General features: G+C 42.5%; 16 protein-coding genes, 1 other RNA gene and 4 pseudogenes. 6 read left to right on the top strand and 15 right to left on the bottom strand.

The genetic code is table 11. The features are described 5' to 3' along the window. The 4 genes from BLO31_RS24020 to BLO31_RS06665 all read right to left on the bottom strand — a co-directional run. Nucleotides 1-180, bottom strand: a 180-nt coding sequence (locus BLO31_RS24020; RefSeq protein ID WP_217495103.1) for a hypothetical protein, incomplete at its 3' end; no start/stop codon positions are given. Continuing rightward, nucleotides 180-1,850 carry an ATP-dependent nuclease gene (locus BLO31_RS06675; protein ID WP_070963758.1) on the bottom strand — a complete coding sequence of 557 codons (1,671 nt, stop codon included), beginning with the start codon at nucleotides 1,848-1,850 and terminating at the stop codon, nucleotides 180-182. The genes BLO31_RS24020 and BLO31_RS06675, both read right to left, overlap by 1 nt. Before the next feature lie 305 nt (nucleotides 1,851-2,155). Next, nucleotides 2,156-3,538: a DEAD/DEAH box helicase gene (locus BLO31_RS06670; protein WP_070963756.1), complete on the bottom strand. Its 1,383-nt coding sequence runs from the start codon at nucleotides 3,536-3,538 to the stop codon at nucleotides 2,156-2,158. Next, nucleotides 3,532-4,077, bottom strand: a complete 546-nt coding sequence (locus BLO31_RS06665) for a hypothetical protein (protein WP_070963753.1) — start codon at nucleotides 4,075-4,077, stop codon at nucleotides 3,532-3,534. Before BLO31_RS06665 ends, BLO31_RS06670 begins: the two co-directional genes overlap by 7 nt. A 101-nt stretch (nucleotides 4,078-4,178) precedes the next feature. Between BLO31_RS06665 and BLO31_RS06660 the strand changes: the two genes are divergently transcribed. Further along, the gene (locus BLO31_RS06660; RefSeq protein WP_070963751.1) at nucleotides 4,179-4,481 is read left to right on the top strand and encodes a helix-turn-helix domain-containing protein; all 303 of its coding nucleotides are present in this window, start codon (nucleotides 4,179-4,181) and stop codon (nucleotides 4,479-4,481) included. Nucleotides 4,482-4,503: 22 nt separating this feature from the next. Here BLO31_RS06660 and BLO31_RS06655 read toward each other — a convergent pair whose 3' ends face one another. The 6 genes and pseudogenes from BLO31_RS06655 to BLO31_RS06630 form a co-directional block, all read right to left on the bottom strand. Next, nucleotides 4,504-5,568, bottom strand: coding sequence for a TniB family NTP-binding protein (locus BLO31_RS06655; RefSeq protein ID WP_070963749.1), 1,065 nt, complete (start codon nucleotides 5,566-5,568; stop codon nucleotides 4,504-4,506). Between the two features lie 2 nt (nucleotides 5,569-5,570). Next, entirely contained in the window at nucleotides 5,571-7,448 is a 1,878-nt protein-coding gene (locus BLO31_RS06650) for a Mu transposase C-terminal domain-containing protein (RefSeq protein WP_070963747.1), read from the bottom strand. Nucleotides 7,449-7,450: 2 nt separating this feature from the next. Continuing rightward, nucleotides 7,451-8,073 (bottom strand): annotated as a pseudogene (locus tag BLO31_RS06645) (TnsA endonuclease N-terminal domain-containing protein). A 120-nt stretch (nucleotides 8,074-8,193) separates the two neighbouring features. Then, nucleotides 8,194-8,290, bottom strand: an RNA gene (gene ffs, locus BLO31_RS06640) — signal recognition particle sRNA small type. Between the two features lie 143 nt (nucleotides 8,291-8,433). Further along, the gene (locus BLO31_RS06635) at nucleotides 8,434-10,458 is read right to left on the bottom strand and encodes a GGDEF domain-containing protein (RefSeq protein WP_084659627.1); all 2,025 of its coding nucleotides are present in this window, start codon (nucleotides 10,456-10,458) and stop codon (nucleotides 8,434-8,436) included. A 271-nt stretch (nucleotides 10,459-10,729) separates the two neighbouring features. Continuing rightward, nucleotides 10,730-11,469 (bottom strand): annotated as a pseudogene (locus BLO31_RS06630) (VP0952 family biofilm-associated protein). 80 nt (nucleotides 11,470-11,549) lie between these two features. Between BLO31_RS06630 and BLO31_RS06625 the strand changes: the two are divergent. Beyond that, a pseudogene (locus tag BLO31_RS06625) lies at nucleotides 11,550-11,851 on the top strand (DNA base-flipping protein). A 32-nt stretch (nucleotides 11,852-11,883) separates the two neighbouring features. Here BLO31_RS06625 and BLO31_RS06620 read toward each other — a convergent pair. Continuing rightward, complete coding sequence (locus BLO31_RS06620) at nucleotides 11,884-12,312, bottom strand: YbaY family lipoprotein (protein ID WP_070963745.1); 429 nt, start codon at nucleotides 12,310-12,312, stop codon at nucleotides 11,884-11,886. Nucleotides 12,313-12,508: 196 nt separating this feature from the next. Here BLO31_RS06620 and tesB point away from each other — a divergent pair. After that, a pseudogene (gene tesB / locus BLO31_RS06615) lies at nucleotides 12,509-13,368 on the top strand (acyl-CoA thioesterase II). A gap of 18 nt (nucleotides 13,369-13,386) precedes the next feature. Here tesB and BLO31_RS06610 read toward each other — a convergent pair. Further along, nucleotides 13,387-14,445 carry a YHYH protein gene (locus BLO31_RS06610; RefSeq protein ID WP_070963742.1) on the bottom strand — a complete coding sequence of 353 codons (1,059 nt, stop codon included), beginning with the start codon at nucleotides 14,443-14,445 and terminating at the stop codon, nucleotides 13,387-13,389. 111 nt (nucleotides 14,446-14,556) lie between these two features. Then, a complete protein-coding gene (locus BLO31_RS06605; RefSeq protein WP_070963740.1) occupies nucleotides 14,557-15,024 on the bottom strand; it encodes an Lrp/AsnC family transcriptional regulator in 468 nt (155 codons plus the stop codon). A 124-nt stretch (nucleotides 15,025-15,148) separates the two neighbouring features. Between BLO31_RS06605 and BLO31_RS06600 the strand changes: the two genes are divergently transcribed. Next, nucleotides 15,149-16,213, top strand: a complete 1,065-nt coding sequence (locus BLO31_RS06600) for a PLP-dependent cysteine synthase family protein (protein WP_070963738.1) — start codon at nucleotides 15,149-15,151, stop codon at nucleotides 16,211-16,213. Nucleotides 16,214-16,245: 32 nt separating this feature from the next. Here the strand turns inward: BLO31_RS06600 and BLO31_RS06595 are convergent, their stop codons facing one another. Next, nucleotides 16,246-16,650, bottom strand: a complete 405-nt coding sequence (locus BLO31_RS06595) for a helix-turn-helix domain-containing protein (RefSeq protein ID WP_070963736.1) — start codon at nucleotides 16,648-16,650, stop codon at nucleotides 16,246-16,248. A gap of 76 nt (nucleotides 16,651-16,726) precedes the next feature. On the opposite strand from BLO31_RS06595, the gene BLO31_RS06590 reads away from it, so the two are divergent. Together BLO31_RS06590 and BLO31_RS06585 are read left to right on the top strand one after the other, a co-directional pair. After that, nucleotides 16,727-17,209, top strand: coding sequence for a DUF2938 domain-containing protein (locus tag BLO31_RS06590; RefSeq protein WP_070963733.1), 483 nt, complete (start codon nucleotides 16,727-16,729; stop codon nucleotides 17,207-17,209). 146 nt (nucleotides 17,210-17,355) lie between these two features. Beyond that, nucleotides 17,356-17,808, top strand: coding sequence for a copper resistance protein NlpE (locus BLO31_RS06585; protein ID WP_070963731.1), 453 nt, complete (start codon nucleotides 17,356-17,358; stop codon nucleotides 17,806-17,808). Nucleotides 17,809-17,858: 50 nt separating this feature from the next. Here BLO31_RS06585 and BLO31_RS06580 read toward each other — a convergent pair whose 3' ends face one another. Beyond that, nucleotides 17,859-18,179, bottom strand: coding sequence for a DUF1244 domain-containing protein (locus BLO31_RS06580; protein WP_070963729.1), 321 nt, complete (start codon nucleotides 18,177-18,179; stop codon nucleotides 17,859-17,861). Between the last annotated feature and the right edge of the window lie 99 nt (nucleotides 18,180-18,278).

Here is an 18,278-nt window from a genome sequence, read left to right as displayed (position 1 = left end):
CCTAATATTTATAGGTCCAATTTTCAGTGCGCTTCCTGACTGCCGCAAGTAGTTATCATATGCGCTAGTTACATCTTCTAATCGGTTTCGAAGTTGGGGGAAACTACTCATTCTGGTGTTTTTAGATGCTTGTGTAGTCCGCTCTATATCGTCGTAGGTAGGAATAGAAAGCTTTTTCATTATGCATCTTCCATCTTCAGCCGCAACTTCATCATTGCAGCTACCGATATTTCGTCACCTAATTTATTAACAATATTTTCAAAAGTTGTATTTTGCCTTTTGATTCGTAGATACAGTTTCTCTGCGAGTTTACTCTCAGCATCATCATCAAAGACAAACCGTGATATCGAGTCAACAGGCGCACCAAATGTGGTCAATCTAGGATTAGAAATACAAACATTGTTCGCTTCTTTCTTAAACACATGAACCTGATCTTGTGGAATTTCTCTCACAAAGTAAGCCGAATGCGTTGCAATAAGAGCCAAGGACCCAGTGTTTTCTAAAATTTCATCCAACAACTCCACAAAGTCAGTGATCATGTTTGGATGCATGTGGGTTTCAGGCTCATCAAGTAAAACAAATGACCCATTTTCAATGTACAAACAACAAAGAAGTGCAAATTTGAAAAAAGTAAGCTGACCGCTACTCATAGAGTGAGGTTCTTTAGATATGAGAAGCATTGGATCAGACTTCTTATTAATTTTCGCCCATTTTTCTAACGTAGCCTTCTCGCCATCGCCCGATGCTAAGTATTTCAACTTTACATAGTTATTGTTTTTAGTTCTTAGAACTAAGTCCTCTAACGGTAAAACATTTCCGATTGCATCTAAAAATAGATTCCAGCGATTTTTTTTCCCTAACCTTTCACTTGAGCGAGCAAGTTGGATAAGCATGTCACTGATTGATTTACTCGCTTTTGCTCTTGCGTTTCTGGTCAGTGAGAGACGTCGATAGTAGAGTTTTTGAGAAATTCGTCTTTCTGCCGGAAAGGTATTCTGAGTTTCACCTGGCGTCCCAATAGCTAGGAGCCGGTTAATCATAGGCCGATCATTACCCTTTCCCACGCCAAGAAATATATTTCTATCCCTATATCGTAAGGCAGCGCGACAAAATGCATTCAATGCTTGACTCTTACCTATACCATTTTTACCGATAAGGATATTTATTCGCTTGGGCACTATGGAGCTTTGATCATACTTGAGGTTGACTTCATGAGTGTTTGCAAAACCATCCAATTTATATTTAAGCTTCAAACTCTCGGAAATACCTTCAAATCGCTCCTCATCAACACCATGCAAAATGCTATCTGCGTTGTTAAATGCATAAAATGGCTCAGAGTTTCGCATAAAACCAAGATTGAACACTTCAGAATCTAGAGCATCACTAAGCCACGAACTACTTCGATTTTTGAAGTAAACCAAATCATGAATAGCTTCCAACATACCCTGTAGTAGTTGCGGTCCCAACTCTTCAACTGCAGCTCGATAATCGTTCATGGTAGGTAACATTGTAAAAAATCGAAGTTCATCAAGAGCATTATTTACCATCAAATGCTCTATGTAGCCCACCATATCTGTAAGAGAACGACCTTCACGACTATAGTAGTTCGAATACTCTTCATATAGGCCTTTTTTGACATTCTTATCGGGAGGTAGAAAACCGATAAAGCACTCAAAGCAAAAGGGCCGTTCTAGTCTCGGATTCCAAAGTTTGGCTTTACAACCTATATTGTACCCAAAATCATTCCAGCTACCAAAAGGCGCAATAAGCTGAACCTCCCCGGGAATGGGATCTGATTCACCTTCTGTAAATCGGACTTCAAATCTTTTTTTGCTTACTTCGTTTTTCATTGTCGTTCAGTGTTAAATAGGCATTTTAAAATGATGCTCTCGTAGCAGCCTTTCGGCTGCTATTTCGAAGAGGGTAAAGATGTTCTTGGATAGTTATTGCTACAACGCCTGCTCAACAATTGCAGGTCGAATATGGACATTACGCACTTCGGTTTCGGTCAGCTTGATTTTCTGTTTCATATACACTCTACTGGCTTAATTCTGAGCACCAAAAGGAACTTTTCTCTTTATACATAAAGAGCTTATTGAGCGTGAGTATATCTTAAAGCCAATATAAATCCGAGTGCGTATTGTTAACAGTGTGATTAGATGAATGTCGCGATAACCCTTTGTTTAAAATCACCTAAGCGCAACTCGTCATGATCTTCGAAATAAGAGTGAACATCGTTTTGAACTGCATCTAATTTTGACCAATTTAGTTGAATTGAAAAGTCTCTAGATACTATAGTCTTATCGTTCGACATAGCTGCTTGAATAAAGCTCTGTGTCTTACCTAATGCTTCTAGCTGTTCGTGTGATTTGATAAATTGACACGACTCTGGAATATCTTGCTCAATTCTTTCTGCAAACCCAATCAAACTTTCTTCGGCAAAGGTATACAACCATGCTTCTTGGTTAGGTGAATCATTAACTCTCAATATCCTTCCAAGGACTTGTCGAAAGTAAAGCTCTGTTTTGACCGAACTCATATGACAACAAACTTGCAGCCGAGGGATATCTGTTCCTTCACTTATCATTCCAACACTGACTATCCATTGAACATTCGAGTGACGAAAAGACTCAATTTCATTTAACGGATTATCATGATGATAAGTCACAATGCATGCTGATTGATGAAAGTGCTCAATCAATCGCTTTTGAATATGTTTAGCGTGCTTTATAGAAGCAGCGACGACTAAACCTCCTGCATTTGGGGACTCTTGCCTTATTTGGGCTAGCTTTTGGCAACCACTATTCAATATGTAGTTCATAGCGTCTTCATTGTGAATGACGCTGTGATATGAGATATCGGATTGTTTAAGGCAATCGAGAATAGAAGCGAAATATTGATTGTCATTTCCGGCCTTAACACTCAGATGTTCATTATCTATTAAAACGATTTTAGGACGGCGACACACCTTATCTTCAACAGCCTGTTGCAAGCCGTAATGATAATCGCAAACAACCTTACCATCAGGGTCGGAATACTCAGCCATGACAATGGGTAGTCGATCTGAGCGCCAAGGTGTGCCCGACAGCGCTAATGTGTAACGGGCAAAACCTTGGATCTTACTGACAATTTCTAACCCCCATGAATTTGACCGCCCCTCATCATCAAATGAACAATGGTGGATCTCATCAAATACGACTAAGACTCGATATTTACAGACGGTGTTCCAAAAGTTTTCATCTAAAAAACGGATGGATTGATAGGTATAAGAGCCACCTAACGAGCCCAAACCTCCATTAAAGCAACATTCCAGTTTCCATGAAAAGGTCTTTTTCATCCCTTCAGCGACCGAAATAGATGGTGAAAAACAGAGAACTAAATCAATCATACCTTCTTGAAAAAGACGCTTAGCAACCTCTGCAGCCATAACAGTTTTACCTGCTCCTGGAGTTGCTTGACAGAAGAAGTGTGAACGTTTGTTTGAAGTGAATTTATCGATAACTTGAGCTGCACATTCAGCTTGCCATGTTCTTAACATTGGGAAGCCTTGCTTTGGGCTACTTGCATCCAGTTGGTTAGTGCATTGATTTTGCCCAATAGCTTGGCTGATCGCTCTCTCGCTGCATTGAATAACGGCTCCATATCATGCTTGTTGTTTGGAAAACGCGTTAACAAAGATTGGTATTCCTCAATCTCGCCCAAAGTAATCGCTAACTCACCTTCATGTTGTTTTTTCTCTTGTTCTAGTGCATTTAGAGAGCACTCCGGAGTTTGAACAGTTATTGAATCAACTTTAGCTTTCTTATTTCTAGCTGCTCTAGGCTCAATTGTGAGCGCTTTGAATTCATTAGTTTTATGGTAACGCTTGTCTCTGCGAGTCCCAATGACAGAAAGCCAGCCTTTCTCCTCAAATGATAAAAGTTGTTTGTAAATATACTTTCGAGCGTCGTCCCTGCTCGAAAAGGTTGAAGTACCGTTTAACAAAGCATCCCTCGCTTCTACAACAGAGAAATTGTCCATCCCTTTTGCAATCAATAGGTTAAACATATCAGGGTTAATTCTGGTTACTTTCTTCATGTGACTCTTGCATACAACAAAAACTTAGGATTGCTAAGTATACAAAAATCAGTAAAACTTAGACAATCTAAGTTATCTAAAGGTTGAAAAGAAATGTGTAAGTGCAGAAAGACAACCCAATCCCAGCGAGGCTCAAAGCTGCGCGTAAAAAAGCCAAAATCACCCAAAAAGATTTAGGGGTGAAAATCGGCATGGAACCAAGCTCTGCTAGTGGGCGAATGAACCATTATGAGAAAGGTAGACACGTACCTGATATTGGAACGCTCGAGCGAATGGCTGAAGAGTTAGATGTTCCTTTGAACTACTTTTTCTGTAGGGACGAATTGAGTGCTGAATTGGCTTGTGCCGTTGAGAAAATGAGTGATGAAGAGAAGGCGGCGTTGTTGGCTAAATTAGAGTCTTAAACGTTGTGCATCAATAAACCTATCAAACCTTTAGGGCGCTTTTGCTCAGCAGTAAGCCCAATGGGATAGCATCCGTAAAACGCGGGGCGAGAATCTTATCTTCTGCTGTAATCGCTCTTGTATTATATGTTGAGCTTGTAACAATTTGGTCTAACTTCAGTTTCTCTAGTGAACATTCAAATGGATTGTCTAGATAAGGAAACTTAAGAGCAAATGTACTCGAGAGTACCTCCTGATCTACGGTACTTTTATTCTCTTTAAAACTCTTAATCATGGCATCTTTCAAAAAGTGTTTGAGCCTTCGGCACTCTCCATGACACATTGCGAACAAGGGGTATAGAATCTCGTTGTTAGTCAGTACTGGCTTGTTCTCGTAACCCATTCTAGAAGCTAGTCCAGCCACAAATTTAGCAAAATGTTTCTTCTGCTTAACATCAATACTGTATTGAGTGTTGGTATCTTTCGAGGAGTTATCAACCCGAAGCAGTTTAAAGTAATTGATTTCTCTGCGCCAACTCAACCGAGAGTTCCACTGTGATTCCTTAGCGATAACATTAGCATAGGGCATTCCCACCAATACAAATGATACTCCTGCTTCCTCACTAATATATTTGAATGTGTTCGCAATGGTTTGTCGTTCATCCGCTGTAGAAAACTCGACAAGCTCTTGAATCTCATTGACAATAATTAGCTCGACAGATTTACGCTTTAATTGCTTCACAAGTCCTTCTACAAGCGCAATTTCGTTTCTTTTTCGTGTTGAGCGCCCGCCAGATTTTGAGTCCAAATCAACGAGAAATTGGATCAGAGTGTTTTGTTCGCTTACTCGGTTAGGAATTCGGGTACTGAGAATAGTTTGCTTCGACCAGCTAGATCCAGCCTCAAAGCGTGAAAGGTAATTATTGATTAATGCCGTTTTTCCACTTCCAGACTCACCCGTTAATAGGAATGACTCGGGTTCACCTCCTAGTGATTGATTAAAGCGAAGTTGGTCAAATATCGAATAGATCTCTGTAATTTCTGGATACTCTATAAAACAATTATCGTAAGCCTTCAATTGTTCGTACTGCATGGAAGTAAGATTCATCACTAGTAACCCTCAATGTCTTCCAAGTCATCATCGTCCAATGATATTTGAGTAGTAACAACGCTCAAAGCTAAATTACTGTTTTCATTTTCTTTAACAATTGAACCTGGCCCTTCAGTGCCAACATCCCTATATTTTGCAATTTTCGAAGTATTCCCTGTTTTGGGATGAGCCAGCTTTCTGTTTTTAGAGTCACGTATTCGTTCCGCTTCTCCTTCGATAAGAGCTTCCATATAGAGATATGTATCTGCTAAAGACTCCTCATTGACGAGGCTTCGGGTATTTAATCTTCGCACTCTTTGAATTCGCTCGTGTTCGAACAACGAGAGTCCTTTGGTATAGCCACTGTTATCAACCGCAGGCACTTTTATGTATCTCCTTTCTGATTCAAGAAAAACGTAAATAGCGCTTATATCCGAAGGGTCAGTTTTTGTCCTTACAAAGAGTTTCCCTTGTGAATTGAGCGAATTATATTTTCGATACTGTATAAGTTCGTCAGATTGGTAGCGTAAATTGTGCAACCTGATCCCAGCGATCCCTATCGTCCGATGCCGCAGCAACCCCAACTCAATGCGTAACTCTGCGGCAGCTTGTCCTTGGTAGAAGTTTGGAAGCCATTTTGATTCATGCCACTTATGATAGGGAACATTCCTTTCTCTACTATCAGAGTCCATATGATATCGATCGATAACCCATTTATGTATTAATTCCATAAATACGGAAACTCTAACAGCAGACTCTTTTTTAGGGTCATAATCTTTAAGCTGAGTGGGATTTGTGAATGTTTTTCCAGGCAGAGCGTTAACCAACCCCTTATTTAGTTGGTCAAATAACTTTTCTATGCCTGTCTTTCTCCACGGCTTCGCAGCTTGACTGTATAGAATGTCAGACACCAAAGGCCGTAAAGAGTCTTCTAGGCTGTCACTCCAAAACTCTGCACCATTATCGACGACCAAATAGTCTATTTTTCCATGACATGGCCAATCATTCGTTATTGAAGGAAACTTATCTTTTATCCAATGTTTTTCTAATAAAGTACTCAATAACGCTTTTCTAACAGAATCAAAACTAGGCTCCCTAAAGTTAACACTAAAGCCAACAATGCATTTGCTAAACCTATCATAAAGCATGGTTAGGTATGGGCGACCCAATGGGACATCTAACTCATCATCAATCAAAATCACTGGAACTGGAGTATGGTCAATTTCGACATACTCCATCGGCTTTGTCGCCTCTATTTGCTGACCTACAGAACGAAACTCTCTATCTGCATATCGCTTTCCATACCTAGCCACGGCAACATCATAGGGTGGTAAGCTATTCACTCTGTCATAAAATGCTCTTTGGCTAATTTGCTTGATTTTACCTTCGACAATTTCTTGATTGGCTTTAATTACTCGGCTTTTATAGTAGCGGTAAGTCTCTGCGACGCTTAAACGCTCTTTAGTCAGATATTTCACTTCAATCGCTTCATCAATAAGCGACCGTGAATCAATATGACCAGTTCTATTCCCTTTTTTTGCATGTTTAGGAATAAGCGAAAGAACGGACCTTCCTGACTCAAAATACATTTTTTTCCAGCTAGCAAGGACTCGCCAACTAGGCGGAGCTAACCCTAACTGCTGTTTAACGTCATCTAAAATTGGTACAAGATTTTTTTCTGTCCAGCCACCTATTAGACGCCTTTCAGTAAACTGAATGACTTTAAGGCGTCGTAACGCTTCCTCTCGAGTTTTTTCAGGGTATGTATCAAAGGAAGAAGGATACGATTCATTTTCTTGAAATAAATCACTCGGTATTTTTGTTGCTAATTCCGCTTCTTTGGCAGAAGCTTCCATTTCGTCGATGAAACCAAAAACGTCTTCGAAATCTGACGTCATATCTAACACCAAACATAGCTATTCAAACCAAAATCAGAACTTCTAATATCAGTTTTAACTCTCCCTGACGATAGCCAGCAGAGCGTCGATACAAGCGTTTCATGTTCAGATAAACCTAGGTATTCACATACTTCGCGTAACTGAACTTTTTGCTTACGTTGTATAAACCCAAGAACAGACTTTTGAACTTTTGTGACGGTATGTAAACCAGAATAACGATGTAATAGTTTGAGATTACTAAAAATAGGATCAATGCGAATTTGCTTTTCTGTCACCAAAACAAGACGCTTTCCTTGCTCTTCCAGTGCTACCCGCTGTTTTTCAGCGAATCGCTGTCTAAAATCAGGTTTTAAGATTTGGCTTGAGTGCTTAATTTCAACAAGGGTAGATTGGTTTTTATGATCATCGGCTAAGAAGTCAGGCGTATAACGACACTTGCGACCATTAAAGTAGTAAAAGAAACCGTGTGGTTGAGATATGTACCTTTAACATCAGGGTTATATTCGAGATGAAAACAAAAGTCGAACTCTAAAATAGATAGGGTGCGAACTACAGCATCATTTTTCAAGCTCATAAACTTGCAGATGTTGTGTACGTGAGATGACTTCTTGGTTTGGTCGAACATAGTGCGCATCACATTTGTTGTAAACCTACAACAAAAAATAGACTATGCTGACTTATAGTGCAAATTTGCTAACTTCTTTGCAATTTATGCTAAGTTATTTTGCAAACATCAATTGGGTGGAGACTCCAGCCACATCCCGGCACACAAGTCACACGCTGCGGCTGCTTCCTTCCGGACCTGACCGAGTTCACGAGCTATTGTTGCGAGAGGACCAGAGCCTCCATAGTTCACTTCGATATCTCGAAGAGTGCGAGGATTATCCGGCATAAGAATGGGCTTTGCAAGTCTTCACATCAATAAAAGCGAACAATTGAATTCAAATGCTTAGCAATTAAGCAATCTCAACCTTTACCTTGGTTTTTAGGCTAGTCGAATGACATTATCTGGGTTGTCTATGTCTAACGTATTTGAACGTTTCTTGTTAGATTTGTTGCGATACATCGCCAAGTCCGCTTCGTTCAGAACTTGCTGTAAGCTTTCATTCATGGACCTAGGGTAAGAAATACCTATTGCGATCGACACGTCAAAGCTCAAATCTCCCTCAGGTGCCACATACTCAATCGATGATAGGGTATTGGTGGTATGAACTAAGTCTTGTTCGGTCACGTCGCCCACCAAAATAAACTCGTCACCTCCAATCCGATAGCTGTGCCCTTTCCAGCAATGGCTGATTTTACTCGCGATCAGTATCAATACTTGATCGCCAACTTCATGCCCATAGCTATCATTTATCTCTTTAAAGTCATTCACATCTAGATAGATCAAGGTAAGATTCGCTGCAACACCATTGCGATACTTGCGATGTAGCGCTCGCCGGTTTTTCATTCTTGTCAGGTTATCGGTATTAGATTGAACGTGAAGATACATGGCCACAATGGCTAACAACCCCAATACCAGAACAAACAGAATCTGTGTTTGGCGTAAAAACTTTTTCTCAGTTTGCAGTGTGGCTTTCCAGTCCGGCTGAAAGTCATAGTTTTTTATGATTTTCTCGGTGTCTAACATTTTGATAGCACGGGTAAACAGCGGCGCGAGCGCTTCTCCTGTTCGGTTTTTTGGGAACCCTATCGCCACTTGTGTCGTGTAATAATCACCGATAAGGGTGTCGTCCACTATCGGCAGTAAAGTATCGGATTCTCTTAGCACTTTGTTGTAACTTGATTTGCTAAGAGCAATGTAATCAACTTCTCCGTCTAGCAAGGCTTTAACTTGCTCATCAACATTGGTGTACGCGTTTAACGTTTTCTGTGGCAACATGCCAGAAAGCAGTTCTTGAAAGAAGTCGTCTTGCACAACACCGATTCGCTCAGCAATAAGCTCGGATACATTGCTGTAAACGCCGTTTTTGTACCCTTCTCTTTTGACCATGATCCCTTTTGGCAAATAGTAAGGTGAGCTAAAGTAAGCGATGTTCTTACGCGATTCTGAGATCACCATCGGTGACAAGATATCAATCTCTTGATTGATTAGGTCATGGTACATCTCTTCCCATGTTTCATCTTTATGGTTCATGATTTGGCAGTTGAGCATCAATAGATCACACGACTGCATGACTATATCGGCAGATATACCACTAACGCCGCCGTTGTCATCGATTTGGGCATACTGGCCCACATACTCAAGTTTGACTCTAAGGGGACGGTTGTAATTAATTCCACTGTCAAATACCAATTGTCGCAACGCCTGTTGGCGAATATCGAACTGGTACTGTCGTATTGATTCTCTGAGAAGCTTTTGCACCTCACCACTGTGAAGATAATCCTCAAACTCAGCTAAGCGTTCGCTATGGCGTCCTTTCGGAACCACTAAGGAGACGGGTTTGATCGATATTTGATGATTAAGAAGCTGGGCGTCAAAACCTGCAAGTAGCATTGGTTTTAGTTGGTTAATGGCATCAATAACCCCTTCAACCCGGCCAGACTCCAATATAATCCGCGCTTCTTCGTGTCCGTTATAGGTAATCTGTTCAATATCGGGAAAGTTGAGTGCAACCAAATCTCCATAGATGGTTCCCTCGGGTACACCTATGTTTTCAACTTGCTCAAGTGTCAGGTTTTCTCGGCTGTACAGGTAAGTGTATTCAATATTTGTTGGGCCAGAAAAATCAAAGCGCGTCGCTCTATCGTCGGTATAGGTTACGTTCGCAGCAAAGTCTGCTTGTCCCATTTCAACAGCGGTTAAAATGGCACTAAAACTTTGATAATTAGCGTATTCAATCGAAACGCCAAAGTGAGATTCTATGGCATCAAATAACACGCGAGATACGACGTCATCGGCTTCAAGCGCCACGACGTACTTGTCTTTGGCATATGACGTTATCGGTGATAACGCCAATAGTCCTATTAGACAATATATCCGTATTAAACCTTGCATTAACCTAGCCATATTCACTTCTTCTTCGTAGTGAAAACTTTAGCCCTTGATACAAATAGGCATTTCTAAACCGTATGAGCTTTCTATGCTCTGGAAATTAACTTTAACAAATTGGCTACATTACAAACAACGACCAAAGCCCATCAATATATGCACGCTCACACTTTTACTAAATCAATAGTAGGTTCAGAGGCTTGTATTTAGTAGTTGATAACTTATCTAGGATGGTGAAAAACCAGAGTAAAATGGTCTTCTCATTACTCTGGTTAGTTGAGATATGAGCTTACAGCTCTTGGTTTTCTTCTACCGCGCGCAGAATGTAATCTGTCATCCAAGCAGTGGCGAGTAGGCACAACCACACAACAAATACAGGATTGGGTACTTCAATACCTGGGGTGACAACCAGTGCGGCAAAGCCAACCGTAGGTAGCGTCCAACAGAGCAGCTTATTCCATCTAAAAGTGCGAAGTTGGATAAACTCTCCATTGAGGCGATAATGCCAGTGATACAAAGCGTTATAAGGGCGGCGTAAGAAAGCCCAGCGAGCCATAGCGGTGCAATGAGCATTAGGGCCCACCAACTGTGTTTGTTGCTCGGCCTCCAGCGATACGCAGACCACCAAACCATAACTACGGAAAGGGTTTGAACGGCGGTAATCCAAGCACTGCCTGCCAGCTTTCCACCCGCTTGTGTCACCATTATTCCCACTTGCAGCGTGGTCACTATCAAAGCAGCCATAACCACGACACCTGTGCTACTGCGTTTGGAAAAAATCACCATCAAAAGAGGGGTTAAAGTCCAAACACTCACCGACAAAGTGACCGGTTGATGTGGTAAGGTAAGACCGTAACAGGCAAGGGCGGCGACCATTACTACTCCAGAAAATTTCGCTTGTGGCAAAATCCACAGCGCAGGAATAATCATGGCCAGTACGTGAATATCACCAGAGCTTAGGCTAAACGTCTTAGCGCATATAATGGCTAATACGATGGTGATGAAGAATTGTAATGTAGAAAATACCATAGTCCTCTCCTTCTACCTTCCTCTCCAACGATTGAATTGGGGTAATATCCGTGGTAACTACGAATCAGGACAAACTCAGTATGGATCAGTTTTTGATGCAAATCTTTGCGGTCATTCACCAAATTCCCAAAGGAAATGTGTGTACTTACGGACAGATCGCAAAACTGTCAGGTTATCCGGGTTATGCCCGACATGTAGGCAAAGCTTTGGGCAATCTACCGGAAGGTAGTAAATTGCATGGTATAGAGTGATCAACAGCAAAGGGATGATTTCACTCAAAGGTGCGGATCTCGATAGGCAACGAAATAAGTTGCTTGCCGAAGGGATAGAAGTGACGGAGTTTGGCAAGATTTCGCTGAAGAAATACCAATGGCAACCCTAAGGATTGCTATTGGCTAAAGTACGGTTTTCTGTTTATCCACCGGCTTTTATTAAGGTCAGTTCTACAAGGTGGGTCTGATTGGCATCGCTTATCACCGGATAGACGGTGTCAGTAATAAACAGAAGCTTCCCTTCCAGCTCTATTCTCGCGCTGACACTGTAGGTGTGACCTTGCTTTAGATTGTTGCTGTCATAGGGCAAATCGAATGCAAAAGGGACTTGCTTGCCATCGGCTTCAATACTTTGCTTGGCCAAAACGATAGCTGGCGCGTCAGCCAAGGAGATATCTTGCAGCGAAACAGTTATCAATGCGTTGGCTGGCAAAGCAACTCGCTCTCGATATGTGACAACGCCGCTCACCGACTGCATGTGAGTGTCATTAGAGGTTTCTTCAGCATGCTGGCAGCCTATCAAGCCTGTCGTCATAAGCAGTGAAACCACCAATATTCCAAATTTTTTCATAACGCCTCACAATTAGTTTTAAAATTCATCGGAATTATAAGAGCCGCAAACACCCCTGTCATTGGCATATGCGATGAATTGACAAACACTTTACCATGTCAGTTTTTCTAACCGTTAGAAGGCGTTAGTCGGCAAGCTCAGTGAATTTTTGTTATGCTCACTGTTTCTAACATCACAAGATTATTAAAGGCGAATCATGAGTAAACCTCTTACTGAGTTGCTTGAGCTGTTAAAACTTGAGCGTTTGGAAGAAGGACTATTTCGCGGTCAAAGCGAAAACCTAGGGCTTCCTCAAGTCTATGGTGGTCAGGTTATTGGCCAAGCGTTGTCCGCAGCAAGATACACCGTAGACGAGTCAAGGACTGTGCACTCATTCCACAGTTACTTCCTTTACCCTGGCGATCCTGAAAAGCCTATTATTTATGATGTAGAAAACCTCAGAGACGGCAAAAGCTTTAGTACTCGTCGGGTAAAAGCCATTCAAAACGGCCGCCCTATTTTTTACCTTACTGCGTCCTATCACGGAGATGCTCCCGGTTACGAGCATCAAAACACTATGCCTCAGATCGATGGGCCGGAAAACTTTGCCTCTGAATCAGACTAGCCGCCCGAATTGCAGACTTTTTGCCAGAAAAGCTCAAGCAAACCTTCTGCGGTGAAAAACCGATTGAAATGCGGCCCGTTACCGTAGTTAATCCACTTAAACCTAAAAAAACCGAGCCCAAACAGTACCTGTGGATTAGGGCGAATGGCGAAGTGCCCAACGACCAGTTAATACATCAATACTTACTTGGTTATGCGTCTGACTGGGGCTTCTTAGTCACCGCCCTTCACCCTCATGAAGTGTCGTTGATGACACCCAATTTTCAAGTCGCCACTATTGACCACTCCATCTGGTTCCACCGCCCATTTAAAATGGACGAATGGCTGCTGTTTGCCATTGAAAGTCCAACCGCAAGCAACACTCGTGGCCTAGTTCGCGGTGAAATTTACAACCGTCAAGGTGACTTGGTGGCAACCGCTGTTCAAGAAGGGGTCATGCGTCACATCAAGTAGTCAACGGGCACAGTCATGTTAGTCATGGCTGTGCGACCTCACTGATATTGCCCCACTAAAGCTCGCATCTGCGGATCCTCTAAAACAGTTGATCATCCAAGGAAAACTATCCGTCACGTAGTAACCGTATTGCCCGTTTACCGTCATACCATTGCACTGATCTAAGTCACCAAGTGCCACTACGTATTCCCAATCCCCTCGAAACTGGCCATCGTAACTATTGCTAGCAACCACGCCATTGCCCGCGACCGGTGTCGTATATCCCGCTTCTGCTTGTCTAGTTCCAGATTTTAAACGGTAGCTAGAGACAGCCTTTCTCACATTACCTGTTGATGAATCAAAAAAACAACTGCCATATACTGGATAACCATCCGCAGCAAAACCAATCACTGGCGATGCCGATTTACCCACACACTCTTGTTCAAACAACGCCACGGGATTGCCGTGATAGTGGTACTCTCCCGTCGGTTGAACATGGGCATTATGTGTGTCCGTTCCAAAGTTGTTTAGTGGCGACATTGGATCATACCGCCAAGGATTTCCGATCTGATTTTGCCCACAGCCAATTTTCTCTTGTCCTAATGGCTCGCTGCCAACTCCATAACAAGCCGCAGCCAAGAGGTCGACTTTAACTCCGTTTAACAGTATTGCTTCTGATGTCCCTAGGCTTAAATCCGTGAAACCCGATAATACCGGGGTAGCTGTCATTTGATAATCAAGAGACTGCTCTGAAACGTCAGTGGCAAAATTAGCGCTGCCATCGTTAAAGTCGTGGTTGGGGATGGCATTCGACTGAATAATGCATTTTGTCCCGCTGGAAGAAAAATTTACTTGTCCTGTAAAGGGGAGGCTTCGCTTAACATCGGTAACCGAAGAGAAAAAATCCCCGACATACTGCCTGCAATCCGCATTGGTGTTCGACAAAAGAACATTGGTCAAATTAGTGCTATTGGTCGAACTAGCATTCCCCGTGCTTTCTCCATCTCCACCAGAGGCATTGCAGCCTACTAGAAGAACCACTGCTATCAAGCCCAACAAAATTTGATGGTTTGCGACTAGCTGCTTGTCCTTGTTCATTCTATTCACCTTATCAATCTTTGATAAAGCTAAGGCTAGAAGATGCATGTAAAAGGCGAAAGTAGGTTTACCCTGCTTTGCACCCCCTTACGTATCTTTACACTTGGTGAATTACGCAGAAGATAACGGCAAAGATGTAGTGTATTTAAGCGGTTCCATGGCAAACGTGGAAGTGACGTTAGAAATACCTTTTACTGAGTTGACCATCTTCTTGTAAAACAGATCAAAGCTTTTCATATCTTTCACCTGAACCTTCATCATGTAGTCGTATTCACCAGCCATACGGTAGAACTCCATCACCTCTTTGTAATCTGTCACTGTAGACACAAACTCTTTATACCACTCATGGGAGTGGTCACTGGTTTTTACTAACACAAAGGCGGTAAACGACAGGTCCAATTGCTCAGGATCCAATAGTGCTACTTTTTTGCCTATAACCCCAGACTCCTCTAGCCTTTTTAAACGCTTCCAACACGGAGTTGTTGTCAAATTTACCGCATCGGCTAGTTCATTAAGTGACAGTGTCGCGTCTTCTTGTAACAAGATAAGTAGTTTTTTATCCGTTGCATCCAAATTCATTTGTACAATCCACAATCAAATTAGAAAATTTTTCTACAATATAGCCAACACAAGGAAAAACTTGCAAAGTTTTTCTCCTGAACAGTGGGTAAAGTTACCTTATAAGAAGTTGAGGAGAAGCTCTATGTGTACTGACCATAACTGGATTAATCAAGCGATCGCTAAGATTGAAGCCGATTTCCAACGATCTGCAGATACTCATTTAATTAAGCTAGAATTACCGAGTTTTCAGGGTATTGATATCTATTTAAAAGATGAAAGTACGCACCCTACTGGCTCGCTAAAGCACCGCCTTGCTCGTTCTCTATTCCTATACGCGATATGCAACGGTTGGGTTGGTCCCGAAACTACAATCATCGAATCGTCTTCCGGTAGTACTGCGGTTTCAGAAGCCTATTTTGCAAGGTTATTGGGTCTGCCTTTTATCGCCGTTATGCCTAAATGCACCGCGAAAAAGAAGATAGAGCAGATTGAGTTCTATGGCGGCCAAGCACACTTGGTGGAACGTTCTGATGAAATCTATGCGCAATCACGACGCTTGGCGAAAGAGTTAAACGGTCACTATATGGATCAGTTTACCTACGCAGAAAGAGCTACAGACTGGCGAGGCAACAACAATATCGCAAACTCAATCTTCGGCCAGATGCAAAAGGAACGTTACCCAATTCCTAGCTGGGTAGTGATGAGTCCAGGTACAGGGGGGACGTCGGCGACTATAGGTCGCTTTATACGCTATCAACAACACTCGACCAAGCTCTGTGTCGTCGACCCTGAAAACTCAGTATTCCACGAATACTTTCGAACAGGAAATGCCGAAATTACCGGTGATTGCGGTAGTAAAATTGAAGGTATTGGTCGACCTCGTGTCGAGCCGAGTTTTATTCCCGGTGTGATTGACGAGATGCGGACAATCGATGATGCAGCGAGCATCGCTACCATTCATTGGTTAGAAAAGATTCTAGGAAGAAAAGCGGGCGCTTCCACCGGGACGAACTTGTACGGCGTTCTTCAGTTGGCAAGTGAAATGAAAGCACGCGGAGAAACAGGCTCTATTGTGACTCTTCTTTGTGATAGCGGCGAACGCTACCTAGACACCTATTACAACCGAGAATGGATAAAAGCCAACATTGGCGACTTGTCATCTTATCTGCATCAACTTGAGACCTTCGAAGTGACTGGTAGTCTTTAAAATAAGTGTTGAGCAGTGCCCAACGGGCGCTGCTATTTCTTGTTAGCCAGCAGCCTCATTGTTTTCAATAGTTTTTGAAAAGAGGCACACTCTAAGTGGTTCTTGTGCGGGCAATCAGCGACGTGGCGAAGACTGTCACGCACCAGTGTCAAACGTTCAATTTCTATATCTAAGCTGTCCGCTTTTTCTATCAAGCTAGGACGATCAATATTCAACTCTCCTTTTGCCCCAAACATACTGGCAATTTCTGTCAAAGAGAGACCGCCACTTTGACCGAGCGCTATCAGTGTTAGCTTTTCGATGACATTTTTTGAATATTGCCGTCTCAGTCCCTTTCTGCCTATAGAACGTATCAGATTTATCGACTCGTAATATCTCAACGTGGCAGGAGTAAGGCCACTGACTTTCGCCACTTCTCCTATATCGAGTTCTTCCACACTTGACCTCAAGTTAACTTTAAGTAGTAACCTCACCTTAACAAAAGGCAGTCACTAATCAAATAGGAGAAGAGCCATGTTTAATTTGCTTATTGAAAGCGTCATCGTAGGGGCAGGCGCGACAATTGTGATGGATATTTGGGGAATACTGCGTTTTAAACTGCTTTCTCTCCCCGCGCTCAACTATGCTCTTGTCGGACGTTGGGTAGCTTTGTTTGCCAAAGGACAGTTTGTTCACCCTTCTATAGTTAATGCGCAGAAAGTTAAAGGCGAAATGGCATTTGGCTGGGTACTACACTACTTCACTGGTATCCTGTTCGCGTTTGTATTCTTGCTTGCTGTAGAAGCAAGTTGGCTAACGTCACCCACCGCACTTTCCCCTACTCTGTTCGGACTTTTCACCTGCGTTGTACCGTTTTTCATTATGCAACCCGCCTTTGGCCTTGGCTTCGCTGCGGCAAAGACGCCTAACCCAACCATGAACAGGATTCATACATTGATCACCCATGGCATTTATGGCTGGGGCTTGTATCTCACTGCAACGGCATGGGGGTTTTAAAGAAACTAACGCTCTCTTTGACAAACTCTGACATAAGCGGCGTGCTAGACACGTATGTTGTTTCAATAGCTATCACCCATAAATAACCACTGTTTATAAAACGTGGCTTCTAGCTACGCCACCGTCAGAGATAAGAAGGAAAATAGATGAAACCATCCTATGTAATCGCGATTGTGTTGAGTATCTTCCTTGTGGGATGTGGAGGAGCAAACAAAGATGCGACACCATTTGAGCAACAGGCGCAGCCTTCCCAAGCTCAGAATTTTCCGGCACATTCTGCTCGCAACAGCTTAGATTGGAATGGCGTATACACCGGACAACTCCCCTGCGCCGATTGCACTGGAATTGATACCAGCCTCACTCTACACTCCGACCAAACTTACACGCTGGAAGAGAGTTACCTAGGTCAAGACGAAGCGGTGTTTTCATCGAGCGGGCGTTTTGAATGGAACAGAGACGGCAACGTGATAATTCTCGACAACAGCGTTGGAGCAATCAATCACTACTTTGTGGCTGAAAACCAGCTATGGAAGCTCGACATTCACGGACAGAAAGTTCAGGGCCCACTTGCCGATAAGTATCGCTTGATAAAACAGTAAGCTACACCTTTGTTGCACTAAAAAGGGAAGCACTCGCTTCCCTTCATTGTTTACTTTTTCGCTTGTTTGGCTTCGAAAGCCGCAAGCTGTTCTGGCGTCGCTGGAAGCTGATGGTTTTCTTTCCACTCTTGATAAGTCATTCCGTAAACGCGCTCTCTCGCATCATCGATATCAAGCTCTAAATTCCTTTCTTTAGCCTCTGCGGTATACCACTTGCTAAAGCAGTTTCGACAAAACCCAGCCAATATCATTAGGTCAATATTTTGCACGTCTTTGTTGCTATCCAAATGGGCGAGTAGTCGACGAAATACAGCCGCATCAAGTGCATCCTGCTCCGCTTGTGGTAACTGTTTATATTTGAAATCGGCCACTTTGCTTCCTCTTTAATTATTAGACTGATTTTAATAGAGTACTCCATCCATAAAGAAAAAGCCCAGACATCTGTCTGGGCTTGTTTTTAAAATCAGTCA

The organism is Vibrio sonorensis, assembly GCF_001854765.1.
Taxonomy (GTDB): Bacteria; Pseudomonadota; Gammaproteobacteria; order Enterobacterales; family Vibrionaceae; genus Vibrio; species Vibrio sonorensis.
This window is presented reverse-complemented; position numbering and strand designations above follow the sequence as displayed.